This is a genomic window from Streptomyces sp. NPDC002138 (assembly GCF_040296485.1).
Classification (GTDB): domain Bacteria; phylum Actinomycetota; class Actinomycetes; order Streptomycetales; family Streptomycetaceae; genus Streptomyces.
Genome location: NZ_JBEOXE010000004.1, coordinates 1 through 21,019, shown reverse-complemented (window position 1 = coordinate 21,019; position 21,019 = coordinate 1). Strand labels below are relative to the sequence as shown.

18 protein-coding genes and 1 tRNA gene are annotated in these 21,019 nt (G+C 72.9%); 10 read left to right on the top strand and 9 right to left on the bottom strand.

The features are described from left to right. The first annotated feature begins 55 nt into the window (after positions 1–55). From ABT084_RS03320 to ABT084_RS03310, 3 genes are all read left to right on the top strand, one after another. Positions 56–1,267 (top strand): DNA polymerase III subunit delta', encoded by a 1,212-nt coding sequence (locus ABT084_RS03320; RefSeq protein WP_351037966.1) that lies wholly within the window; start codon positions 56–58, stop codon positions 1,265–1,267. A gap of 288 nt (positions 1,268–1,555) precedes the next feature. Beyond that, entirely contained in the window at positions 1,556–3,166 is a 1,611-nt protein-coding gene (locus ABT084_RS03315) for an alpha/beta hydrolase (RefSeq protein WP_351037965.1), read from the top strand. A 117-nt stretch (positions 3,167–3,283) separates the two neighbouring features. Next, positions 3,284–3,357 (top strand) — tRNA-Thr (locus ABT084_RS03310). Positions 3,358–4,508: 1,151 nt separating this feature from the next. On the opposite strand, the gene ABT084_RS03305 is transcribed toward ABT084_RS03310, so the two are convergent. After that, on the bottom strand, positions 4,509–4,739 hold the full coding sequence (locus ABT084_RS03305) for a hypothetical protein (RefSeq protein ID WP_351037964.1): 231 nt from the start codon (positions 4,737–4,739) through the stop codon (positions 4,509–4,511). A 7-nt stretch (positions 4,740–4,746) separates the two neighbouring features. Next, positions 4,747–5,211 (bottom strand): hypothetical protein, encoded by a 465-nt coding sequence (locus tag ABT084_RS03300; protein ID WP_351037963.1) that lies wholly within the window; start codon positions 5,209–5,211, stop codon positions 4,747–4,749. 207 nt (positions 5,212–5,418) lie between these two features. Between ABT084_RS03300 and ABT084_RS03295 the strand changes: the two genes are divergently transcribed. Then, positions 5,419–5,877, top strand: a complete 459-nt coding sequence (locus ABT084_RS03295; RefSeq protein WP_351037962.1) for a GNAT family N-acetyltransferase — start codon at positions 5,419–5,421, stop codon at positions 5,875–5,877. 61 nt (positions 5,878–5,938) lie between these two features. On the opposite strand, the gene ABT084_RS03290 is transcribed toward ABT084_RS03295, so the two are convergent. From ABT084_RS03290 to ABT084_RS03270, 5 genes are all read right to left on the bottom strand, one after another. Next, a complete protein-coding gene (locus ABT084_RS03290; protein ID WP_351037961.1) occupies positions 5,939–6,382 on the bottom strand; it encodes a hypothetical protein in 444 nt (147 codons plus the stop codon). A gap of 273 nt (positions 6,383–6,655) precedes the next feature. Beyond that, positions 6,656–8,746: a ThiF family adenylyltransferase gene (locus ABT084_RS03285; protein ID WP_351037960.1), complete on the bottom strand. Its 2,091-nt coding sequence runs from the start codon at positions 8,744–8,746 to the stop codon at positions 6,656–6,658. Positions 8,747–8,757: 11 nt separating this feature from the next. Then, positions 8,758–9,312, bottom strand: coding sequence for a hypothetical protein (locus tag ABT084_RS03280; RefSeq protein WP_351037959.1), 555 nt, complete (start codon positions 9,310–9,312; stop codon positions 8,758–8,760). Between the two features lie 35 nt (positions 9,313–9,347). Then, positions 9,348–10,925, bottom strand: a complete 1,578-nt coding sequence (locus ABT084_RS03275) for a serine/threonine-protein kinase (protein ID WP_351037958.1) — start codon at positions 10,923–10,925, stop codon at positions 9,348–9,350. A gap of 169 nt (positions 10,926–11,094) precedes the next feature. Further along, complete coding sequence (locus tag ABT084_RS03270) at positions 11,095–12,813, bottom strand: bifunctional 3'-5' exonuclease/DNA polymerase (protein ID WP_351037957.1); 1,719 nt, start codon at positions 12,811–12,813, stop codon at positions 11,095–11,097. 137 nt (positions 12,814–12,950) lie between these two features. On the opposite strand from ABT084_RS03270, the gene ABT084_RS03265 reads away from it, so the two are divergent. Next, complete coding sequence (locus tag ABT084_RS03265) at positions 12,951–14,126, top strand: DUF2786 domain-containing protein (RefSeq protein ID WP_351037956.1); 1,176 nt, start codon at positions 12,951–12,953, stop codon at positions 14,124–14,126. Between the two features lie 13 nt (positions 14,127–14,139). On the opposite strand, the gene tatA is transcribed toward ABT084_RS03265, so the two are convergent. Next, positions 14,140–14,328 (bottom strand): Sec-independent protein translocase subunit TatA, encoded by a 189-nt coding sequence (gene tatA / locus ABT084_RS03260; RefSeq protein ID WP_351037955.1) that lies wholly within the window; start codon positions 14,326–14,328, stop codon positions 14,140–14,142. 144 nt (positions 14,329–14,472) lie between these two features. Here tatA and ABT084_RS03255 point away from each other — a divergent pair, with 144 nt between their 5' ends. Both ABT084_RS03255 and ABT084_RS03250 read left to right on the top strand, forming a co-directional pair. Beyond that, positions 14,473–16,536 carry an FUSC family protein gene (locus ABT084_RS03255; protein WP_351037954.1) on the top strand — a complete coding sequence of 688 codons (2,064 nt, stop codon included), beginning with the start codon at positions 14,473–14,475 and terminating at the stop codon, positions 16,534–16,536. Between the two features lie 101 nt (positions 16,537–16,637). After that, a complete protein-coding gene (locus ABT084_RS03250; protein WP_351037953.1) occupies positions 16,638–16,874 on the top strand; it encodes a DUF397 domain-containing protein in 237 nt (78 codons plus the stop codon). Positions 16,875–16,996: 122 nt separating this feature from the next. On the opposite strand, the gene ABT084_RS03245 is transcribed toward ABT084_RS03250, so the two are convergent. Next, positions 16,997–17,524, bottom strand: coding sequence for an ATP-binding protein (locus tag ABT084_RS03245; protein WP_351037952.1), 528 nt, complete (start codon positions 17,522–17,524; stop codon positions 16,997–16,999). Between the two features lie 360 nt (positions 17,525–17,884). Between ABT084_RS03245 and ABT084_RS03240 the strand changes: the two genes are divergently transcribed. The 3 genes from ABT084_RS03240 (at position 17,885) to ABT084_RS03230 (ending at position 20,928) form a co-directional block, all read left to right on the top strand. Next, positions 17,885–18,721 (top strand): Sco1979 family transcriptional regulator, encoded by an 837-nt coding sequence (locus tag ABT084_RS03240; RefSeq protein ID WP_330335079.1) that lies wholly within the window; start codon positions 17,885–17,887, stop codon positions 18,719–18,721. A gap of 71 nt (positions 18,722–18,792) precedes the next feature. Beyond that, positions 18,793–20,250: an aldehyde dehydrogenase family protein gene (locus tag ABT084_RS03235; RefSeq protein ID WP_351037951.1), complete on the top strand. Its 1,458-nt coding sequence runs from the start codon at positions 18,793–18,795 to the stop codon at positions 20,248–20,250. Between the two features lie 129 nt (positions 20,251–20,379). Next, positions 20,380–20,928 (top strand): DinB family protein, encoded by a 549-nt coding sequence (locus ABT084_RS03230; protein WP_351037950.1) that lies wholly within the window; start codon positions 20,380–20,382, stop codon positions 20,926–20,928. The last annotated feature ends 91 nt before the right edge of the window (positions 20,929–21,019 follow it).

The window sequence follows — 21,019 nt, the reverse complement described above, 5'->3', positions numbered from 1 at the left end:
TGGTGAGCGCTGGGTGACCGCGTGAACGCACAAAGAGAGAAAGGCGGTGGGCGGCATGCCCGTATGGGACGACCTGGTGGGCCAGGAGCGCGTGCAGGCGCAGCTGGCCGCCGCCGCCCGCGATGCCGACGCCCTGGTCACGGCCGATGCCGCGGGCATCGAGTCGGCGACCGCGTCCAAGATGACCCACGCCTGGCTGTTCACCGGTCCGCCCGGATCCGGCCGGTCCACCGCCGCCCGGGCCTTCGCCGCCGCCCTGCAGTGCACGAGCCCGGACCGGGCGCTCGGCGGTGAACCGGGCTGTGGATTCTGCGACGGCTGCCACACCACCATCGTCGGCACGCACTCCGACGTCGAGATCGTCCGCACCGACCTCCTCTCCATCGGCGTGAAGGACACCCGGGACCTGGTCCGCCGGGCCCAGCTGTCCCCGGCCGTGGGCCGCTGGCAGGTCATCGTCCTGGAGGACGCCGACCGGCTCACGGAGGGCGCGGGGAACGTGCTGCTGAAAGCCGTCGAGGAGCCCGCTCCCCGCACGGTGTGGCTGCTGTGCGCGCCCTCGCTGGAGGACGTGCTGCCCACCATCCGCTCCCGCTGCCGCCACCTGACGCTGCGCACCCCGTCCGTCTCCGCCGTCGCGGACGTGCTGGTCCGGCGGGACGGCATCGCCCCGGAGATGGCCGCCTCGGCCGCCCGCGCCACCCAGGGCCACATCGGCCGGGCCCGCCGGCTCGCCACGGACGAGCGCGCCCGCAGCCGCCGGGCCGCCGTGCTGAAGCTGCCGCTGCGGGTGGATGACGTGGGGGCGTGCCTCAAGGCCGCTCAGGAGCTGGTGGACGCAGCCGCCGAGGACGCCAAGCAGGTGGCGGAGGAAGTGGACGTCAAGGAGACCGAGGAGCTGCGTGCCGCGATGGGCGCCTCCGCGGGGATCGGCGGCCGGATGCCGCGGGGCACCGCCGGGGTGATGAAGGACCTGGAGGACCGGCAGAAGCGCCGCCGCACCCGGACCCAGCGCGACACCCTCGACCTGGCCCTCACCGACCTGATCGGCTTCTACCGGGACGTGCTCGCGCTGCAGCTCGGCTCCGGACTGGCCATCGCCAACGAGGAGATACGTCCGGACCTCGACCGGGTCGCCCGCGCCTCGGGCCCCGAGCGGACCCTGCGCCGCATCGAGGGGATCATCGCGTGCCGGGAGGCACTCGACCGCAACGTGTCCCCGCTGCTCGCGGTCGAGGCGATGACGATGGCACTGCGCGCGGGCTGACCGGGATCACGCCCGGGATCACGCCCGGGGCCGAGGCCGGGGCCGCGGTCGGGTCGGGGTCGGGGTCGGGGTCGGGGTTCTGTCCGGGACGGTGACCGCGGCCGAGACCGGGCGCGTGGCCCCGGACGGGGGACGCCGGTTGACCGGCTCACCCGTACGGGCAAGGCGCGGCCGGAAGCGCGACGGGCCCCGCCTCGCCGGTGCGGCGGTCCGGCGGGCCCCGCGTCACCCTTCGGGGCGGGCCCGGCCTCCGCCTCGCGGGCGCCGGGCAGGCCGTACGCTCCGGAGATGGACACGAGTCGCCTGCTGCGCACCACCGGAACCGTGATCGCCGCCGCCGGGCTGCTGCTCTCCGGGTGCACCACGGGAAGCTCCGGCTCCCGCGCCGCCGTGTCCTCCTCCGGGGCCGGCGCCACGAACGGCCCGGGCTCGGCCTCCGGGGCGAGTACGGGCGCGAGCGCGCAGGCACCCGAGCCCACGGCGATCCCGGCCGCGCTGGCCCCGTACTACGCGCAGAAGCTGAAGTGGCGCGACTGCGGTGCGCCCGGGTTCCAGTGCGCCACGATGAAGGCCCCGCTGGACTACGCGCACCCCGGCAACGGCCAGGACATCGACATCGCGGTCTCGCGCAAGGTGGCCACCGGGCCCGGCAAGCGGCTCGGTTCGCTGCTGGTCAACCCGGGCGGGCCGGGCGGTTCCGGCATCGGCTACCTCCAGGCGTACGCGGGCATCGGCTACCCGGCGCCCGTGCGCGCCCAGTACGACATGGTGTCCTTCGACCCGCGAGGCGTGGCCCGCAGCGCCCCGGTGGACTGCCTGACCGGACCGCAGATGGACGCGTACACCCAGGTGGACCAGACCCCGGACGACGCGGCCGAGCGAGCGAAGCTGGTGACGACGTTCAAGGAGTTCGCGGCGGGCTGCGCCGAGAAGTCCCGGCGGATCCTGCCGTACGTCTCCACGGTGGAGGCGGCCCGGGACATGGACATGCTGCGCGCGGTCCTGGGCGACGCGAAGCTGAACTACGTCGGCGCCTCGTACGGCACCTTCCTCGGGGCGACCTACGCGGACCTCTTCCCCACCCGGGTCGGGCGGCTGGTCCTGGACGGCGCGATGGACCCCGCGCGCCCGGCGCTGGAGCTGAACCGGGATCAGACGGAGGGCTTCGAGACGGCGTTCCGCTCCTTCGCCCAGGACTGCGCGAAGCAGCCCGACTGTCCGCTCGGCCAGGGCGCTCCGGACGAGGTGGCCGCCCGGCTGAAGGATTTCTTCCGCAAGGTCGACGCCCAGCCTGTGCCCAGTGGTGACGCGAAGCGCCCGCTCGGCGAGTCGCTCGCGACGACCGGGGTGATCGAGGCGCTGTACGACCAGGCGGCCTGGCCGCAGCTGCGCGAGGCGCTGCAGGCCGCCATGAACGGCGAGGGCGCGGGGCTGCTGGGGCTGGCGGACAGCTACTACGAACGCGACGCGAACGGCAAGTACGCCAATCTGATGTACGCCAACGCGGCGGTGAACTGCCTGGACCAGCCCGCCGCCTTCGCCGGCCCGGAGGACGTGGAGAAGGCCCTCCCCTCCTTCGAGAAGGCGTCCCCGGTCTTCGGCGCGGGCCTCGCCTGGGCCTCGCTGAACTGCGCGTACTGGCCGGTCAAGGCGACCGGCACGGCGCACCGCGCGCAGGCGAAGGGTGCGGCCCCGATCGTGGTCGTCGGCACCGTCCGCGACCCCGCGACCCCGTACAAGTGGGCCCAGGCCCTCGCGGGCCAGCTCGACTCGGGGGTCCTGCTCACCTACGACGGCGACGGCCACACGGCGTACGGCCGCGGCAGCGACTGCGTCGACACGGCGATCAACCAGTACCTCCTGGAGGGCACCGCGCCCCCGCCCGGCAAGAAGTGCTGACCCCCTCGCCACCCACCCCTCCGCGACGCGGTTCGGGGCACCCGGTTTAACCCTGTAGACTTGGCGCCGCTGCTGATGAGAGCCTCCCACCAGGGAAATTCTTGTCTTCCCAGCGGTGCCGCCTTAGCTCAGTTGGCCAGAGCAACGCACTCGTAATGCGTAGGTCTCGGGTTCGAATCCCGAAGGCGGCTCTAGAAGAACCTCAGGACTCACTCGCCGTGACCTGGGGTTTTTCTTATGCCCCGATCAGGCGGGCGCAGAGCGCGATGATCTTCGCGCCCTCATGTGAGGCCGTCGTGAGGCCATCCTGCTCGAATCTCGGAAGCTCGCTCCGCGAGGTGAGCCAGAGTCCCGCTGCCCTCAGACGGCGCGGAGAGCGGCCGCCGACTCTACGAGGCCGTCTCGCTTCCAGGTCGATCTGGGCCAAGACGAAGTCGTCTGCGCCAACAGCTTCGACATTCCACGCTGTGAGGGTCTCTTGAGGGAAGTCCTTGAGGTTGTTGGTGACGGTGGGTTGAGCCCGGGATTTGATGGCGTCAGCGAGCACGTGACGGTCGTCAGCGTCTGTTTCGGCACCGCCTCCAGTGGCTCGTAGTCCTTGACGAGGCAGTCCCGGACGGCGCGCGTCATCAACTCTCGTGTGCCGGCCGGTTTCGTTGGATCAAGCTCAGGCCTGTTGGCTTGTCAGGTCAGCCCCATCTCCTCGTTCAGGGCCGTGAGCTCGCCCGCAGCTGCCCGCCGCTTCTGATCGTCCTGGTGCCGGTACGCAATCAGCGTGATGTGCCCGTTTCTTCGTGCGGCGACATGGGCTCGCGAAGGCGAGTCCCTTTCGCATTACCTGCAGTAGTCGAAATAACCGCACCAGGTATCCCCGGAGGCGTGTCGTGGGCCCGGACGCCGCACACCGTCGCGGCGTTCCTCTGGGCAGGCGATCCATCGCCTGCATCACTCCAGTGCCGGCCCGCCTTCCCTGTCCGGACTGCGGCTCGCTGCGTGCGCGCCGCGTGAGCGGACGGGGTGGCACAGGGCGGATGGGGCGGCAAGGGGCGGAACGCGATGATCCGCGCACCCTCCCGGCGTGCCCGTCTTCGCGCCTGGCGCCCGGTGTGAGCGCGGGATCCGTGGGTTCGGGTGTCATGTTCGCCGGCCTCGCGGATCTGTGCCACAAGTTGATCAATGGCGGACCGCGAGGCCGGCTCGACGAGCGGCGTTGTGGCCGCGATCGCGTCGGCGGCCTGTTGGGGCATGACGGGCTGATGGGTGCCGTGCGTCACCGGCGTCTCGCCGTGCCCGAAGGCGTCGGACACGATCTTGATGTCGACGTCGGCCGCAAGCCTCAGGGCTACTCGACGCGGGCGTGTTTCTTGCCCATGTGCGACCGCCAGGCCCATCGGGCGAGGGCTCCGACAGCCAGCGAGGCGAGGATCGCGCCCCAGTCGATGACGTGGGGGAGGCCGGGGAAGAAGGCGAAGAAGGCGAGGCAAGCTGCCGCCCCGGTGAGGAAGGCGGCGATGCCGCTGCGCCGGAGCCTGGCTTCCCGCGCGGAGTCCTCGGGCGGGCGTGGGGTGGTCATGTGCAGCTCACTTCGTGATGTGGTGGCACTGGCTGACCCGGCGCACGCCGTTGATGTTGAGGTGGGCGCACGCCTTGCCGTAGCGGGGCAGCGTCTGGGGGGCGTTGTTACGCATCGGGTGGATCTCGCACTTCGTGTGCGTCTGGCCGCGGGAGGTGCGGTAGGTCTTGTTGTCGGTGTCCGCGTAGGTGAAGTCGATGCGCCAGTTGCAGAAGCCGGCGTTGAGGGCTCCGACGAAGCCGCAGTCGACTCCGGCGTTCTGGTAAGTGATCTTCTTGCCCCCGCCTCGGATGATGTGCGTGAACATGCAGCCCGTCGGGACCTTCATGGTGACGCCGCCGACCTGGTAGGCGAAGCCGGCGACGGGCGTGGAGCCGATGGCGCCCGCCTGGGCCTCGGTGACGGGTAAGACGGCCAAGGTCAACGTGGTGGCGAGAGTGGCGATGATCCGGGTGGTGACGAGCCTGCTCACTGGTGTCCCCTTCTGGCGGAGTGTCGTGTGTGCAGACCGGAACGCCTGTCGGCGCCGCGAGGTTCTGGCCTGGAGGCGGGTCCACTGCGAAGAGTGATCAACGGGTGGGTGTGCTGACCACCCGTGACCGGGGGGCTCGCCGCCCGGAATCCGGAGGCGGGCGGGATAATGGGGGCCGCGCGGGGGTGGATGAGGAGGAGTCGGGACATGGGTGAGCGGGTCGGGGTGCGGGAGGCCGGGGTCGGGGATCTTGAGGTGGCCGCCGGGTTGTTCCGGGGGTACCTCGGGTTCTACGAGGTGGTCGTCGAGGACGAGGGTGCGCCGCGGGAGTTCCTGGCCGAGCGGATGCGGAACGGGGAGTCGCTCGTGCTGCTCGCCGATGTGGATGGGGCCGGGACCGTGGGGTTCGCGCAGGTCTACCGGGTGTTCTCGTCCCTCTCGCTGCGGCCCGCCTGGTTGCTGAGCGATCTGTACGTCGCTCCGGAGGGGCGGCGGACCGGGGCGGGGCGGGCGTTGTTGCGGGAGTGCCTGCGGCGGGCGCGGGAGGCCGGGGTGGCCGGGCTGCAGCTGGAGACGGCGTACGACAACCACACCGCCCAGGCGCTGTACGAGTCCGAGGGGTTCGTGCGCGACGAGTTCCACGTCTACGCCCACGACCTGAGCTGACCTGAGATGAGCTGAGCGGGCGGCCCGGCCCAGGTGGGTCGGGCCGCCCGCGGCCGGGGGGCTATTTCTTCAGGTGGAGGCCGTTCAGAGCCCAGGCGCTCAGGGCCACCAGGGCCAGGCCCAGGGGCCATTGGCGGAGCAGGGGCGGGGCGCTCGCGAGGAGGGCCGCCAGGCCGTACGCGCCGATCAGGGTGCCCAGGAGGGCCTGGAGGGCCTCCGGGAGGCGGCCCACCCGGACCAGGAGGTAGAGGATCACCGCGCAGGCCGGGAAGAGCCACGGGTACGCGCGGCCCGGGCCCTGCCACAGCACCAGGTCGCACAGGTCGCCGTACCAGTCCGCACGCAGCTCGCTCACCGCGAGATCGTGCGGATAGCCCCAACGCGGGGCCAGCTCCGTCGAGATGCGCAGCGGGGCCGCCCAGGCGCTGAGGACGAGCAGCTGCCAGAGCAGCAGCACCAGGGCCGCGCCCTGGCCGAACGCGGCGAGCGGGCCCAGGCCCGCCACCGGGCGCGGCTGCGCGGCCGATGACCGGGGGAACGGCGTCGGTGCCGGCCTCGGCGTGGGTGTGGGTGCCGGAGGAGGCGTCGGTGCGGTCCTCGGCGCGGGCCTCGGTGTCGGCGCGCGCCTCGGTGTCCGTGGGGGCCTCGGGGGCGGCGTCGGCGCAGGGGCCGGCTTGGGGGCCGACGGTTCCGCTTTGTTGAACTTGAGGCGGGCCTCGCGGGCGCGGCGCATCGCCTCTGTCGTGTCGTCCCCCATGGGTGCTCTCGTCCTCCCTGCTCAGCGCCGGTGGCGTTGCTGGCGTTCTTCGAAGGCCTTCTTCTGGCGCCGCGTCAGTTCGGCGTCGTGGCGCGCCCCGTCGCCGTACTCGCGCGGGTCGCTGCGCAGCGAGGGGTCGCCGCAGACCGGGCAGTCGGGCCGTCGCCCCGTCCGCAGCCAGATGCTCTGGAAGGCGTGCTGGCCGGGTGCCTCGCCGAGCACCCGCGGGAAGAACCAGTGGTCGGGCTCCATGGCGAACAGGGCCATGGACAGGTCCTTGCGGAGCGGGGCGGTCAGGAACCCGCCGACCCGGTCCGGTCCGCCGCTCGGGTGCAGCAGGGCCAGGACCACCTTCGCCGCCGCCGCGGTGAGGTGGTGGATGTCCGTGAGGAGTCCGGGTACGGCGTACAGGCGGCCCGTGCCGTAGTCCGTACGGGGCTGGTGGCCCAGCTCGCCCAGGGACTCGCGGACCCCGCCGGTCGCGCACGACCAGCAGGGGGAGCCGGGGGTGGTGAAGACGACCTCGCCGCCCGCCGCGCCGTCGTACAGGCCGATGAAGACGGCCGGGCGGCGCAGGAAGTACGAGAGGTGGTTGAGGCGTTGCTGCGCCTGGTTGTCGTCGGTGGCGGCGACGACGAGCTGGGCGTCGGAGATCCGCTGGTGCCAGTGGTGGTCGTCGAGGGCGGCGACGTCGCGGGCCAGGACGGTGACCTTGAGCCGCGGGTTCACCTTGCGCAGCCGCCGGGCGGTGGCCTTGGCCTTGTTGCGGCCGATGTCGCGCACCCCGAACAACGACCGGCCCAGGTTGGCCGGTTCGACCCGGTCGGGGTCGACCAGGGTCAGCCGTCCCACCCCGGAGCGGACGAGCACCTCGGCGAGGTAACTGCCGACCGAGCCGACCCCGACCAGCAGGACGTGGGTGTCCGCGAGCGCGGGGGAGAGCAGGCCCTGAGTGCGGGCGAAGAGCCCGTCGCGCGCGGCCCGCGAGCGGCCGATCCCGGCCCGGTAGACGAGCCTGCGCATCCGTCCCGGGGGCGGGTCCGAGGGGGTCGGCGGTTCGTCCGCCCCGTGCGGGGCGAGCGGTTGCGGGGCGAGGGGCTGCGGGGCGAGGGGCTGCGGGGCGCGCGCCTCGCGCGCGTCCGGAGTGCGCGGCTTCCGCGGGGCCGGAAGGGGCGTGGGCGGGGGCGCGGAGAGGGCGGGCGCGGAGGACAAGGGCGCGCCGGTACGAGCCCCCAGCGCCCCGGGCGAACCGTGCGCCCCGTGCGAACCGTGCGCGCCGGGCGAACCGTGCGCCCCGGCTGAACCCAGCGCCCCCGGCGAACCGTGCGCCCCCCGGGAACCCTGCGCGCCCCCCGACCCCAGCGCCCCCAGCGCCTCGCGCAGCCGGTCCGTCTCCGGGATCCGCGGGTCCCAGCCCAGCTCCCGCACGATCAGCTCGGGGTGCGCCCCGTCCGCCCCGGCCTCCTCCAGCAGCAGCGGCGGGGTCACCGGGAAGTCGGCGGTGGCGAAGAGGTGGCGGCGGGCGCCGGAGCGGCCGGGGGGCAGGGGGACCCGTACCCCCGGCACGCCGCCCACCAGGCAGGTGAGCGGGAAGGAGTCCGACCAGGACAGCCCGGCGTGGCGGAGCGCGGCGGCCAGCGGTACGACCACCGGACGCATCGGCTCCAGCCGGACCCCGCGTTCGGTCCACATCGCGCCGAAGAAGGAGATCCGGGCGGTGTCGGTGAACAGCTCGTGCCGCTCGCCCGGTGTGGTGAGGTCGTGGGTGACGATCGGCGCGAGGTAGCGCCCGAGGTCGGGCACTGCCTCCAGGGTGCGGCCGTACTCGCGGTGGTCCTGCCGGGACGGCCGGGGCATGCCCGTCGGGTGCGAGTGGATGATGCCCTTGAACCGGACCGGGCCGGCCCCCTCCATCCGCCCTATTTCGTCCAGCAGCCAGGCGGTGTTGCTGTACTCCACCCGGGTCACCTGGGCGCGGGCGTCGTGCACGAACGCGGTCAGTACGTCGCGCCCGCGCAGCCCGAGCAGGGCGCCGCCCTGCTCGGGCCGGGTCCGCCCGATGTCCCTGCCCACCTGGTCGATCACGTAGTCGAAGACATGTACGGGCAGCACGGCATCGGTCCCTACTGCTTGCGGTTGAAGGGGAACGGGCGTCCCATGCGGACGAAGTCGACGCCGAGCGCCCACGTCGCCGAACGCGCGTACGCCTCCTGGAGGGTGGGCTGGCCCGAGCCGGGGCGCTCGGAGAGGCAGATCTTCCCGCTGTTGTAGAGGTGGAAGCCGTGCTGGTCGTGGCTGGGCAGCGACTCCAGCTCCGGTTCGATCAGCCGCACCTGGTACTCGACCCCGTCGAAGCGCGCGCACATCACGTACTTGTGCTCGAACATCGTGGTGATCTCGTAGACCCAGCCCTCGGCGCCCGGGGCGTCCTCGTAGTAGGTGTTGGCGGGCATCTTGGCCTCGACCACGCGGCGTTCGCGTGTCAGCCGGGCCGCGTCGGTGGCGGCGGCGAAGGTGCTCTGCGGGACTCTGGAGAGCGGGGCGTCGTTCTCGCCGCCCGTTCCCAGGCGGACCTTGCCGTCGCGGTCCACGTACACCTCCTGCTGCCCGGCCCCCGTCTTGGACTGGCTGGCGAAGAAGCTGTCCCGGATCGCGTTCAGGTCGTACATGTCGGCCATGCTCTACATCCCCTCCCTGATGCTCCGGCTGCGCGTCATGCCCGGGTGCGGGCGATCAGTTCGCGCAGTCGGACGGTCTGCGGGTGGTCCGGGCCGTACGCCGTCCAGTGATCGGCGTACAGGGCCTCGAACTCGGCGGCGGCGCGCTGGGTCTCGCCGGCCGCGGCCAGCCAGTGGGCCTGGTCGTAGCGGATCTCCGACAGCTTCGGGTCGGTCGCGGCGAGGACCCCGGAGACGGCGGCGCGCAGTTCGAGCAGGTGCTGGGCGGCGGGGCGCGGATGCCCGGACTCGCCGATGTAGCGGGCGAGGTTGAGCGCGCACAGCACGGCCAGCTGGTCGTCCGCCCCGAGCACCTGGCGGGCCCGCGCGGCCACCGGCGCGAGCCGCTCGGCGGCGGCCGCGGGCCGTCCCGCCCGGGCCAGGGCCTGGGCGAGGTGCAGCGCGACCAGCCAGATCCCGCGGTGATCGGCGGGCAGCGTGGCATGCGCGGAGGCGAGCACCTCGCCCAGCCGCCGCACGCGCTCGCCGGACGCGGCCTCCGACTCCCCGTCGGTGGCCTCCAGTACGGCGTTGCAGCGGGCCTCGACCGCCCGGGCGGGATCGGCCGGGGGCCCCGGCGGCGGGCCGGGCGGCGGCGGGGTGAGCGGGGTGACGACGACGGTGGGCCGCGGTACGACGGCGACGCTGAGCCCGCGCAGCAGCCCCGCGATCTCGCGGGCGTCGGCGGGGCGTTCACCGGGGTTCTTGGTGAGCAGCCGCGTGACCAGGTGGTCCACGGCGGGCGGCACCTCCGGGCGCAGGGCGCGGACGGAGGGGATGGGGGCCCGGCAGTGGAGGGTGACGAGGGTGCCGTAGTCGTCGGGGGCGCTGTAGGGCTGACGGCCGGTGAGCATCTCGAAGAGCACGCAGCCGACGGCGTAGAGGTCGGTGGCCGGGCCGATGGGCTCCTGGAGGAAGCATTCAGGGGCCATGTACTCGGGTGTGCCGACGAGTTGGGCGTAGCCGGTGACCCCGGCCGCGTATCCGAGGGCGCCGAAGGCCGTGTACGAGCGGGCGATGCCGAAGTCGAGGAGGACCAGGCTGCCGCGGGAGCCGGCGGCATTGCCGGTGGAGGGCGCGGCCGCGGCGGCGGTGAGGCCACCGCCGGTGCCGCCGCTGTCCGTTCCGGTACCGCCGCCCGGGCCGCCGCCCGGGCCGCCGCCGCCCGGGTCCGAGGCCGCGGCGGTGGTGTCGGCGCCGCGGACCATGATGTTGCTCGGCTTGATGTCCCGGTGGACCAGGTCCCGGGCGTGCACCGGGACGAGTGCCTCGCACAACTCGGCGGCCCAGCGCAGGGCGTGGGCGACCGCCAGCCGGTGGCCCTTGGGGACGGCGGCGCGCAGGGTCCGGCCGTGGACGTACTGGGTGATCAGGTAGAGGTGCCAGGAGCCGTCGATCCGGGCCTCGTCCACGTCGTGCACGCGGACGATCCGGGGATCGTCGATGGCCGCCAGGATCTTCGCCTCGCGCAGGAAGCGGAGGGCGGGGTGGGTGCCCCGGTCCGTGACCCGGAGGAATTTGGCCACGACCATGCGGTCGAGCCGTTGGTCGTGAGCTTTCCAGACCTCTGCCATGCCCCCTTGGAAACGCTCCAGCAGTGCGTAACGGTCCAGCACAAGGCGGCGCTCGGGCGATGGGCCCGCGCCACGGATACCCGACATGGGACAAGGGTGGCACTCACCCGGTCATCGGTTCAGCGTATTTCTGAAACATCTCTGAACCAACCGTGGCTCTTTTACGTCCCTACTTTGCATCGGCATAACACTCCACCACGGCTGTGGTGAAGGGGAAGCGGACCGGGGTCTCGCCGAAGGCGATCAGACCGGCCCGGTCGCCCGCCGCGCGGATCGCCCCGGCGACGGTGTCGGCCTCCTCGGCGGGGCAGTGCACGATCACCTCGTCGTGCTGGAAGAACACCAGCTCGGCGCGGAGGGGTGCGAGGGAGCGGCGCAGGGCCGCCAGCATCAGCAGGGCCCAGTCGGCGGCACTGCCCTGGACCACGAAGTTGCGCGTGAAGCGGCCGCGCGCGCGGGAGTTGGAGGACGCGTACCCCGGAGTGAAGCCCTCGGGCGCGTCCGGGGCGCCGTCGTCCACCGCGTACGGAGCCCCCGCGGCCGGGGCCTCCTGGGGCAGGCCCGCCTCCTCCTGGGCGGCGGCCCCGGCGGCGGGCGGGCAGGTGCGGCCCAGCCAGGTGCGGACCAGACGGCCCTCCTCGCCCGCGCGGGCGGCGTCGTCGACGTACGCCACGGCGCGCGGGAAGCGGCGGCGCAGGGCGGCGAGGTTCTTGAGGCCGTCGCCGGAGGTCTGCCCGTACACCGCGCCGAGGACGGCGAGTTTGGCCATGTCGCGGTCGCCGGAGAAACCCTGCCGGGAGATCGAGGTGTAGAGGTCCTCGGGCCGGCCGGCCACCTCCATCAGGCCCGGGTCGCGGGAGATCGCGGCCAGCACCCGGGGCTCCATCTGGTCCGCGTCCGCCACGACGAGCCGCCAGCCGGGGTCGGCGACGACCGCCCGGCGGATCACCTTGGGGATCTGCAGGGCGCCGCCGCCGTTGGTGACCCAGCGGCCGGTGACGGTGCCGCCGGGGATGTACTCGGGACGGAAACGGCCGTCGTGCACCCAGTCCTGGAGCCAGCCCCAGCCGTGGGCGGTGTAGATGCGGTAGAGCTTCTTGTACTCCAGCAGCGGGGCGATGGCGGGGTGGTCGATCTCCTTGATCTCCCAGCGGCGGGTGGACTTCAGCTTGATCCCGGCGCGGGCGAAGGCCCTGATGACCTCCGCCGGGAGGTCGGGGCGGACCGGGTGGCCGAAGGCCGCGGAGATCTGCTCGGCCAGCTCGGCGAGGCGGCGGGGGGAGCCGCCGCCGCCGTATCGCTCGCCGAGGAGGTCGGTGAGGAGCGCGCGGTGCACGTCCGCCCGCCAGGGCAGGCCCGCCCGGTTCATCTCGGCGGCGACGAGGAAGCCGGCCGACTCGGCGGTGGTGAGCAGGTGCATGCGGTCGGGGTGGGCGGTGGCGCCGTGCCGGCGCATCTGGTCGGCGTAGACGGCGAGCAGGGAGTCGAGGGGGAGCGGGGCCGGGCGGGGGTCGAAGAGGGACGACTGCGTGCCGGGCTCGGCGGCGCGCTGCGGGGGGTCGGGCGGGACGGCGGTGTGCGTGAGCCGGGCCCAGGCGGCGGCCGCGGAGCGGGGCTCGCCGAGGCGGCCCTCGTGGCCGAGGAGCAGGAGTTCGGCGTCCTCGATGTCGTAGCACCGCTCGACGGTGACCCCGGAGGCGAGCAGGCGGGGGTACACGGCCTGGGTGGAGCGCCAGATCCAGCGGGTGGCGGGCGGGGCTGCCGCGGCCCGGACCGCCTCGGCGGGGGTGGGCCTGGTGATCCGGGGGCCGTGGCCGTCGGCCGGGGTGGCCTGCCAGTGGGCGTCCGGGGTCTCGGCCAACACCCACCGCGGGGGGTGGTCGCTCATCGTCCGAGTGTTCCACCGGGGTCTGACAGCGGGGCCGCCGACGGGCCGGAGCCGGCGGGCCGGGGGTGTGGGGCGGCGGCCGCGGGGCGGGCCCGGGGGCGCTCGGGCCCTGTGACGGGGCGTGCCAAGCTGGTGGTGTGAAAAATGTTGTCGACCGCGCCTTCGCCGCCGCCCTCTACGCCCAGGACGACACCGGGCTCGACACCGGCGCGTCGCTGCTCGCCGCCGCCGCGTGGGGCGAGGTGGGCCAGGAGCTGCTGGCGCGGGGCGAGGCGTTCGTACGCCAGGCCTGGGAGCGCGGATGGCAGCCCGCCGACGTGGTGCGGCTGGTGCGCCGGGATCTGGACGAGCGGCACGTGCGGCTCGTCGGGGACCTGATCGCCGGGGAGGCGCGCCGGTACGCGCGGCTGCCCGCGCGGTGGGGGGCCGGGCAGGCGTGGTGGGGCGAGGACTCCGCGTACGCGGAGCGGGTGGCCGCGCGGGAGAAGTGCGACCGGTTCTCGCTGGCCACCGCGGTGCTGGAGGTCTTGCGGGTGCTGGTCCGGCTGCCGTCGATCGAGCCGGTCGGACCGCTGCCCGGGGACCCCGCCGGGGAGCTGGAGGCGGCCGGGCACATAGAGCCGCGGATGCTCGCGCGGATCCGGGCACTGCTGGCGAAGGCGGAGGCCACGAACTTCCCGGAGGAGGCGGAGGCGCTCAGCGCGAAGGCGCAGGAGCTGATGGCCCGGCACACGGTCGACGAGGCGCTGCTGGCCGTGCGCGCCGGGGGGGCCGGGCAGGTGCCCGGGGCCTGCCGGATCGGGGTCGAGCCGCCGTACGAGGAGGCCAAGGCGGTGCTGCTGGACGCGGTGGCGCGGGCCAACCGGTGCCAGGCGGTGTGGAACGCGGCCTTCGAGTTCTCGACGGTGGTGGGGTTCGAGGGCGATCTGGAGTCCGTGGAGCTGCTCCACACCTCGCTGCTCGTGCAGGGCACGGCGGCGATGACGCGCGCCGAGGCGGGGCAGCGGGCCGGCGGGCGCAAGCGGACCAAGACGTTCCGTCAGTCGTTCCTGCTCGCCTACGCGAGCCGGCTCGGGCAGCGGCTGGCGGAGACCGCCGAGCACACGGCCGCCGAGACGCCCGACAACCTGCCCGCGCTGGTGGCCCGCGACGTGGCCGTCAGCTCCCGGGCCGAGGAGATGTTCCCGAAGACCACGACGACCCGGCTGCGCGGGGCCACCGACCTCGCGGGGTGGACCGACGGCACGGAGGCGGCCGACCGGGCCCATGTGGGCACGGCGGGGCGGCCGGACCGTCAGGCGCTGCGCCGGTAGCGGCCGTCCGCGCTCAGTGCGGGGTGACGTCCCCCGTCGTGGGCCGGTCGTCCGCCCGCATGGCGCGGGCCTCGCTCTTGAGGATGCGGGCGGACTTGCCCAGCGAGCGGGCCATGTCGGGGAGTTTCTTCGAACCGAACACGAGGAGACAGACGACCAGGAGGACGACGAGGTGCCAGGGTTCCATGGCGTTCCTGAGCATGCGCGTACCCATCTTTCGGACGTACGGTGACCGGCGTCGGACGGCCTTGAACGGCATTGAACGGTCTTGAACGGCCCTATGGAAGCCCCATCCGCCGTGTGCGGACAAATCTGAAGAAACCCTGAATGCGGTTACGCTCGCTGCATGAGCTGGCTGCGGGCCCTGAAGGACACCGCCCGGTCGGGGCTGACGGTCGAGCGGACCCGCCTGGAACCGCTCATCGCGCTGCGCGCGGGCATCGGCCTCGCCCTCGTCATCGGCTTCGGCCTGACCTTCCTGGGGCCCGGGGCGGCCGCCAGTTCCGCCTTCGGCGCCTTCACGGCCGCCGTCTCCTCCTTCCAGCGCAGCTGGCGCCCGCGCCCGGTGCTCGCGCTCGCCTCCGGACTGACCCTCGCCGTCAGTACGTTCATCGGCTATCTCGTCGGCTCCTCCGACACCCTGGCCTTCCTGGCGCTGCTCGCCCTGTGGACCTTCGCCTCCGGGATGCTCTGGGCGGCCGGGCCGACCGCCGGGGTGATCGCCTCCGGGAACGTGGCGATCATGCTGGTCACCGTCACCCTGCCGACCTCCGTGGCGCAGGCCGCCGGGCACGCCGCGATGATCGCCGCGGGCGGGGTGGTGCAGGCGCTGCTCATCGTGCTCTTCCCGGTGCGCCGCTGGGGCGCCCAGCGCGACGCCCTCGCCGACGCGCTCGCCGCCGAGGCGGACTACGCGCGGCGGCTGCGCCAGGATCCGGCCGCGCCCTTCGATCCCGCACCGCTGATGACGGCCCGCGCCGCCGCCACCGTCACCCGCCGCCAGGCCCGCAGCCGGCCCGCCGAACTGCACGGCGCCCGGGGGCTCGCCGAGCGGATCCGGCCCGTGCTGGCCTCGCTCGCCGACCCCGCGGTGGGGGCGCCGGCCGAGGGGCCCGCCCGGGACCGGGTGCGGGAGCTGCTGGCCGCCGCCGGGACCGTACTCGACGCCGCCGCGCGCGCGATCCGGCAGGGGGAGCCCGTCCGGCTGCCCGCGCCCGCCCTGGCCGTCCTCAAGTCGCCGGACACCCCCGACCTGCTCGACGGGGCGGCGCTGCGGGCCGCACGCCGGCTCACCGCTCTGCTGGAGGACGTACTGGAGACCGCGGAGCCGGGGTCCGGGCGGACCGCGGACCCCGCGGAATCGATGCTGCGCCCCACGCTGCCCGGGCTGGTCCCGCTGGTCGCCAAGGCCGTACGGGCGGAGCTGCGCCCCGGATCGCCGGTCCTGCGGCACGCGCTGCGCGTCACCGCGGTCGCCTCGGCGGGCTATCTGATCGGCCACCTGCTGCCCTTCGGGCACGCCTACTGGGCCCCGATGGCCGCCGTCATGGTGATGCGGCCCGACTTCAGCCAGACCTACTCGCGCGCCGTCGCCCGCTTCGGCGGCACCCTCGTCGGGGTCGCGGCCGCCACCGGGATCGTCCAGCTCGCGCAGCCCGGCATGTACCTCTCCGGGCTGCTCGCGGTGGTGAGCGCCTGCCTGATGTACGTCCTGATGCGCACGGGGTACGCCGTCTCCCAGGTCTTCCTCTCGGCCTACGTCGTCTTCCTGCTCGGCATGGGCGGGGTGCGCTGGGACCAGACCGTGCCCGACCGGGTCGCCCTCACCCTCGTCGGCGGGCTCCTGGCGATGATCGGCTACGCCCTCTACCCGGCGTGGGAGACCCCGCGGCTGCGCACCCGGCTCGCCGACTGGGTCGCGGCCGGCGGGCGGTACGCGGCCGCGGTGCTCGGGCAGTACGCCGACCCGGCGGGCGCCCGCCGGGCCGACGTGCGCGAGGCGGTGCTGGCCGCCCGGGACGCCCGGGTCGCCTGGCAGGACGCGGTCGCGCGGGCCTCCGACGAGCCGGTCCGGCACCGGGGCATCTCCCGCTCCGCCGCCGACGACGCGGCCGAGGCGCTGGCGGCGCTGGGGCGCCGCGCGATGCTCCTGGAGGCGCACCTGCCCGACCGCGACCGGGCCCCGGAGCCGGGCGCGGCGGCGCTGGCCGAGGCCGTGCGGACGGCGACCGAGGAGGGGGCCCGGGCGGTGCGGGAGCGGCGGATCCCGGAGTGGGACGCGGTCCGGGACGTCCTGGCGGACCCGGCCGGGCCCCCGCCCGGTGTGCTGCGCAGTACCGCCGAGCTGCTGCTGGAGTCCCTGGAGGAGGTTTCGGCGGCGCTGGGGGCGAAACCGGCCGCCCGGCTGTGATCAAGGGACCACGCCCCGTGCACGTGCATCTGCCCATGCAGCGCCTGATGAACACAGCTATGATCCGGTGCAGTTGACATCTGCACTATCGGGGGCTTCCTGTGGACCATGCGTACAACGGGATGGCGGCCGCAGAACTCGACGGGGTGATGTGGCAGAAGAGCAGGCACAGCAACTCGCAGGGTTCTTGCGTGGAGTTCGCCAAACTGCCGGGAGGCGACGTGGCGGTACGGAACTCACGTCACCCGGAAGGGCCGGCGCTGGTCTACACGCCGGCCGAGATAGAGGCGCTCCTGCTGGGCGTCAAGGACGGGGAATTCGACCACCTCATCGCCTGACGGCAACGGGCCGCGGGCAGCAGGTACAGGGCAGCTGATCAAGCCATGCACGTGCACTGGCCGGGAACGATCGCAATGATCGTTCCCGGCCAGTGTCGTGTGGATCGGCTGGTTCGCGCCCGTCAGTCCTGGAGCATGAACAGGGCCCAGACCACCTTGCCGGTGAGCCGTCCCGCGAGCGGGTGCCAGCCCCAGCTGTCGCTGTAGGAGTCCACGAGGAACAGCCCGCGCCCCGACTCGGCGTCGAAGTTCTCCTCGGTCCGCTCCGGTGAGAAACAGCCCCCGGGACGGTCCTCGCTCGGGTCGCGCACCGCGCACACCAGCCGGGTGCTCCACCGCATCAAGTGCAGCCTGACCGGCGGGTCCTGCTCCCCGCGGGTCTCGCGAGACCCCTGGGGGCCGTGGGATTCCTCGGGCAGCGCGTGCCGCAGCGCGTTGGTGACGAGTTCGGAGACGACCAGGGACACGTCGTCGAAACGGTCGTCCAGTCCCCATTGCGCCAGCGTGGACCGCGTGAACGAACGGGCGCCCCGCACCGCCTCGTACCGGGCGGGCAGAGCGCAGGAGGCGGACCCGGAGACAGCCGTGGGGTCGACCGGGGGCAGCCCCTGCCGTAACGGCTCTAGCACGGTCGATCCATTCGTCCCCATGCGAGGCACTCCCGGGATTCGCGGCCGGGCGGTGGCCCTGACCAGAAAGAACTGCGGGGTGGGTCTCGCGCCGGCGCGAAGAGCACGCAGGTGCGCGGGGACCATGCTTCCGAATGCGGATGTCAGATGCAAGGGCAGATGCACGTGCACGCGCCGGACGTGTCCGGTCCCGTCATGGTTCTTGCTCATTTCTTCCTACGCATACTTACGGACTTCTTTTCCGGGACGCAGGATTCCGTTACAGAACGAGTACGGGCCGATGCGTTTTGGTGGCAGACTGCGGCCCCTGGGGTACGGGGGCCCCGCGCACGCCAAGGCGAAGGGGAGGCAGGACAAGTGACCGCAGAAGCCAGCGGTTCTGTGGTGCGCCGTATTCTCCTGGGCTCGCAGCTCAGGCGGCTCCGTGAATCCCGTGGGATCACCCGTGAGGCGGCCGGCTACTCGATCCGCGCATCCGAGTCGAAGATCAGCCGCTTGGAGTTGGGAAGGGTGAGCTTCAAGGCAAGGGACGTCGAGGACCTCCTCACGCTCTACGGAGTCATGGACGGCACCGAGCGCGAGTCGCTCCTCGGGCTCGTCCGCGAGGCCAACGCCGCGGGCTGGTGGCACAGTTACGGCGACGTACTGCCCGGGTGGTTCCAGACGTACATCGGTCTGGAGGGCGCCGCGTCACTCATCCGTATCTATGAGGTCCAGTTCGTCCACGGCCTGCTCCAGACAGAGGCGTACGCCCACGCCGTCGTCAGCCGCGGCATGCCCACGGCCACCGCCGCCGAGATCGACCGGCGGGTCGCGCTGCGCCTGGAACGCCAGAAGGTCCTGGTCTCCGAGAACGCCCCCGTCTTCCACGCCGTCCTCGACGAGGCGGCCCTGCGCCGCCCGTACGGCGACCGCGACGTCATGCGGGGCCAGTTGGAGCATCTCATCGAGATCTCCCAGCGCCCCAACGTCCAACTCCAGGTGATGCCCTTCTCCTTCGGCGGGCACGCGGGCGAGAGCGGCGCGTTCACACTGCTGCGCTTCCCCGAGTCCGACCTCCAGGACATCGTCTATCTGGAACAGCTCACCAGCGCCCTCTACCTGGACAAGGACGAGGAAGTGGGGCAGTACAGCCGGGCCATGGAACGGCTCCAGGGCGACTGCCCGGATCCGCGCCAGACCCGGGATCTTCTGCGTGGCCTGCTCCAACTGTCTTGATTCGCACGTACTATGACGACTGATCAGTCTCCAGTGCAGCGCAAGGGTGCGCGCTCGCAGTAAGGGATGGCATGTCCATATTCAGCGACCTGGCCCACCAGTACATCGACGGCGAATGGCTGGCCGGTACGGGCTCGTGGGACATCATCGACGTGAACCCCTACAACGGCGAGAAGCTCGCGGCCATCACCGTGGCCACGGTCGAGCAGGTCGACCGCGCCTACCGCGCCGCCGAGCGCGCGCAGGCCGAATGGGCCGCCACCAGCCCCTACTCCAGACGCACCGTCCTCGAACGCGCCCTGCGGATCACCGAGGAGCGCGAGCCGGAGATCGTCGAGGCGATGATCGACGAGCTGGGCGGCACCCGGCCCAAGGCCGAGTACGAGATCCACCTCGCCAAGGAGTTCATCCGCGAGGCCATCCAGCTCTCCGTCCGCCCCGAGGGCCGCATCCTGCCCTCGCCCGTGGAGGGCAAGGAGAACAGGGTCCAGCGGCTGCCCGTCGGCGTGATCGCCGTCATCAGCCCCTTCAACTTCCCCTTCCTGGTCACGATGAAGTCGGTCGCGCCCGCCCTGGCGCTCGGCAACGCCGTCGTGATCAAGCCCAACCAGAACGCGCCGGTCGTCGGCGGCGGGGTCATCGCGAAGATCTTCGAGGACGCGGGCCTCCCGGCCGGACTGTTGAACGTCCTCGTCACCGACATAGCGGAGATAGGCGACGCGCTCCTGACCCACGCGGTGCCCAAGGTGATCTCCTTCGCCGGCTCCGACCGGGTCGGCCGGCACGTCGGCGCCGTCGCCGCCCGCCACTTCAAGCGGACCGTCCTGGAGCTGAGCGGCAACAGCGCGCTGGTCGTCCTGGACGACGCCGACCTCGACTACGCCGTGGACGCGGCGGTCTTCAGCCGCTTCGTCTACCAGGGCCAGGTCTGCATGGCGGCGAACCGGATCCTCGTGGACCGCTCCGTGGCCGCCGAGTTCACCGAGAAGTTCACCGCGAAGGTGCGCTCCCTGAACACCGGCGACCCGCACGACCCCGAGACCCACATCGGCCCGCTGATCAACTCCTTCCAGGCCGACGCGCTCACCGCGCTGGTGGACCGGGCCGTCGCCTCGGGCGCGCAGGCGCTCGTACGCGGTTCTACGCGCGGCAACCTGGTCGAACCGACGGTGCTGGCGGACCTGCCCGAGGATTCCCCCCTGCTGGGCCAGGAGATCTTCGGCCCGGTGGCCCTGCTGGTCGTCTTCGACGGCGAGGAGGAGGGCGTACGGCTGGCCAACGCGACCCCGTACGGCCTCAGCGGCGCGGTCCACACGCGGGACGTCGAGCGGGGCGTGCGCTTCGCCCAGCGGATCGAGACGGGCATGATCCATGTGAACGACTCCACCATCGGGGACGAGCCGCTGGCCGCGTTCGGCGGCGAGAAGGCCTCAGGGCTGGGCCGGCTGAACGGCCGGGCGACGGTGGAGGCCTTCACCACCCAGAAGTGGATCTCGGTCCAGCACGGACGGACCCAATTCCCCTTCTAGGGCCCCTGTCGTGGCCTTCTAGGACAGGACCTGTCCTCATTGCTCCGTAGATTGTCTCTTGTCGGGGACGGCGCACCGAGCCGGAACCACGGACAACACACCACGGACAACAAGAGGCGGTCGGTCGGCATGGTCACTCACGTTCCCTCGGAAGCACCCGGCGACGAGCGCGGCGCGCTCCTGTCCTTCGTCGAAGCCCAGCGCGGCGCGCTGCGGCGCTCGGTCCTCGGGCTCACCGAGGAGCAGGCCGCGAGCCGCCCCAGCGCGAGCGAACTCTCCCTCTCCGGACTGCTCAAGCACGTGGCGGAGACGGAGCTGGGCTGGCTGCGGATGGCCCAGCAGCAGCCGAACGAGAAGCAGCGCACCGAGGAGACCTGGGCGGACAGCTTCCGGCTGGTCGAGGGCGAATCGGTCGCCGCGGTCCTGGAGTTCTGGGACGGGGTGGTGGCCGAGCTGGAGAAGTTCATCCGCGACGTGCCGAGCCTGGACGACACCTTCCCGCTGCCCGACCAGCCGTGGTTCCCCAAGGAGGGCCGCGTCTCGATGCGCTGGCTGCTCCTGCACCTGGTCGAGGAGCACGCCCGGCACGCGGGCCATGCGGACATCGTCCGCGAGTCCCTGGACGGCAAGACGGCCTTCGAGCTGGTCGCCCAGGCGTCGGGGCGGACCTGGAGCTAGGGGGTGTCTGACGGATGTCCGCGGCGTCGCGGCGCCCGGCACGCGCTCTCGCCGCACCGACCGAAAACCCGAGTACGTCCAGTACACGGGC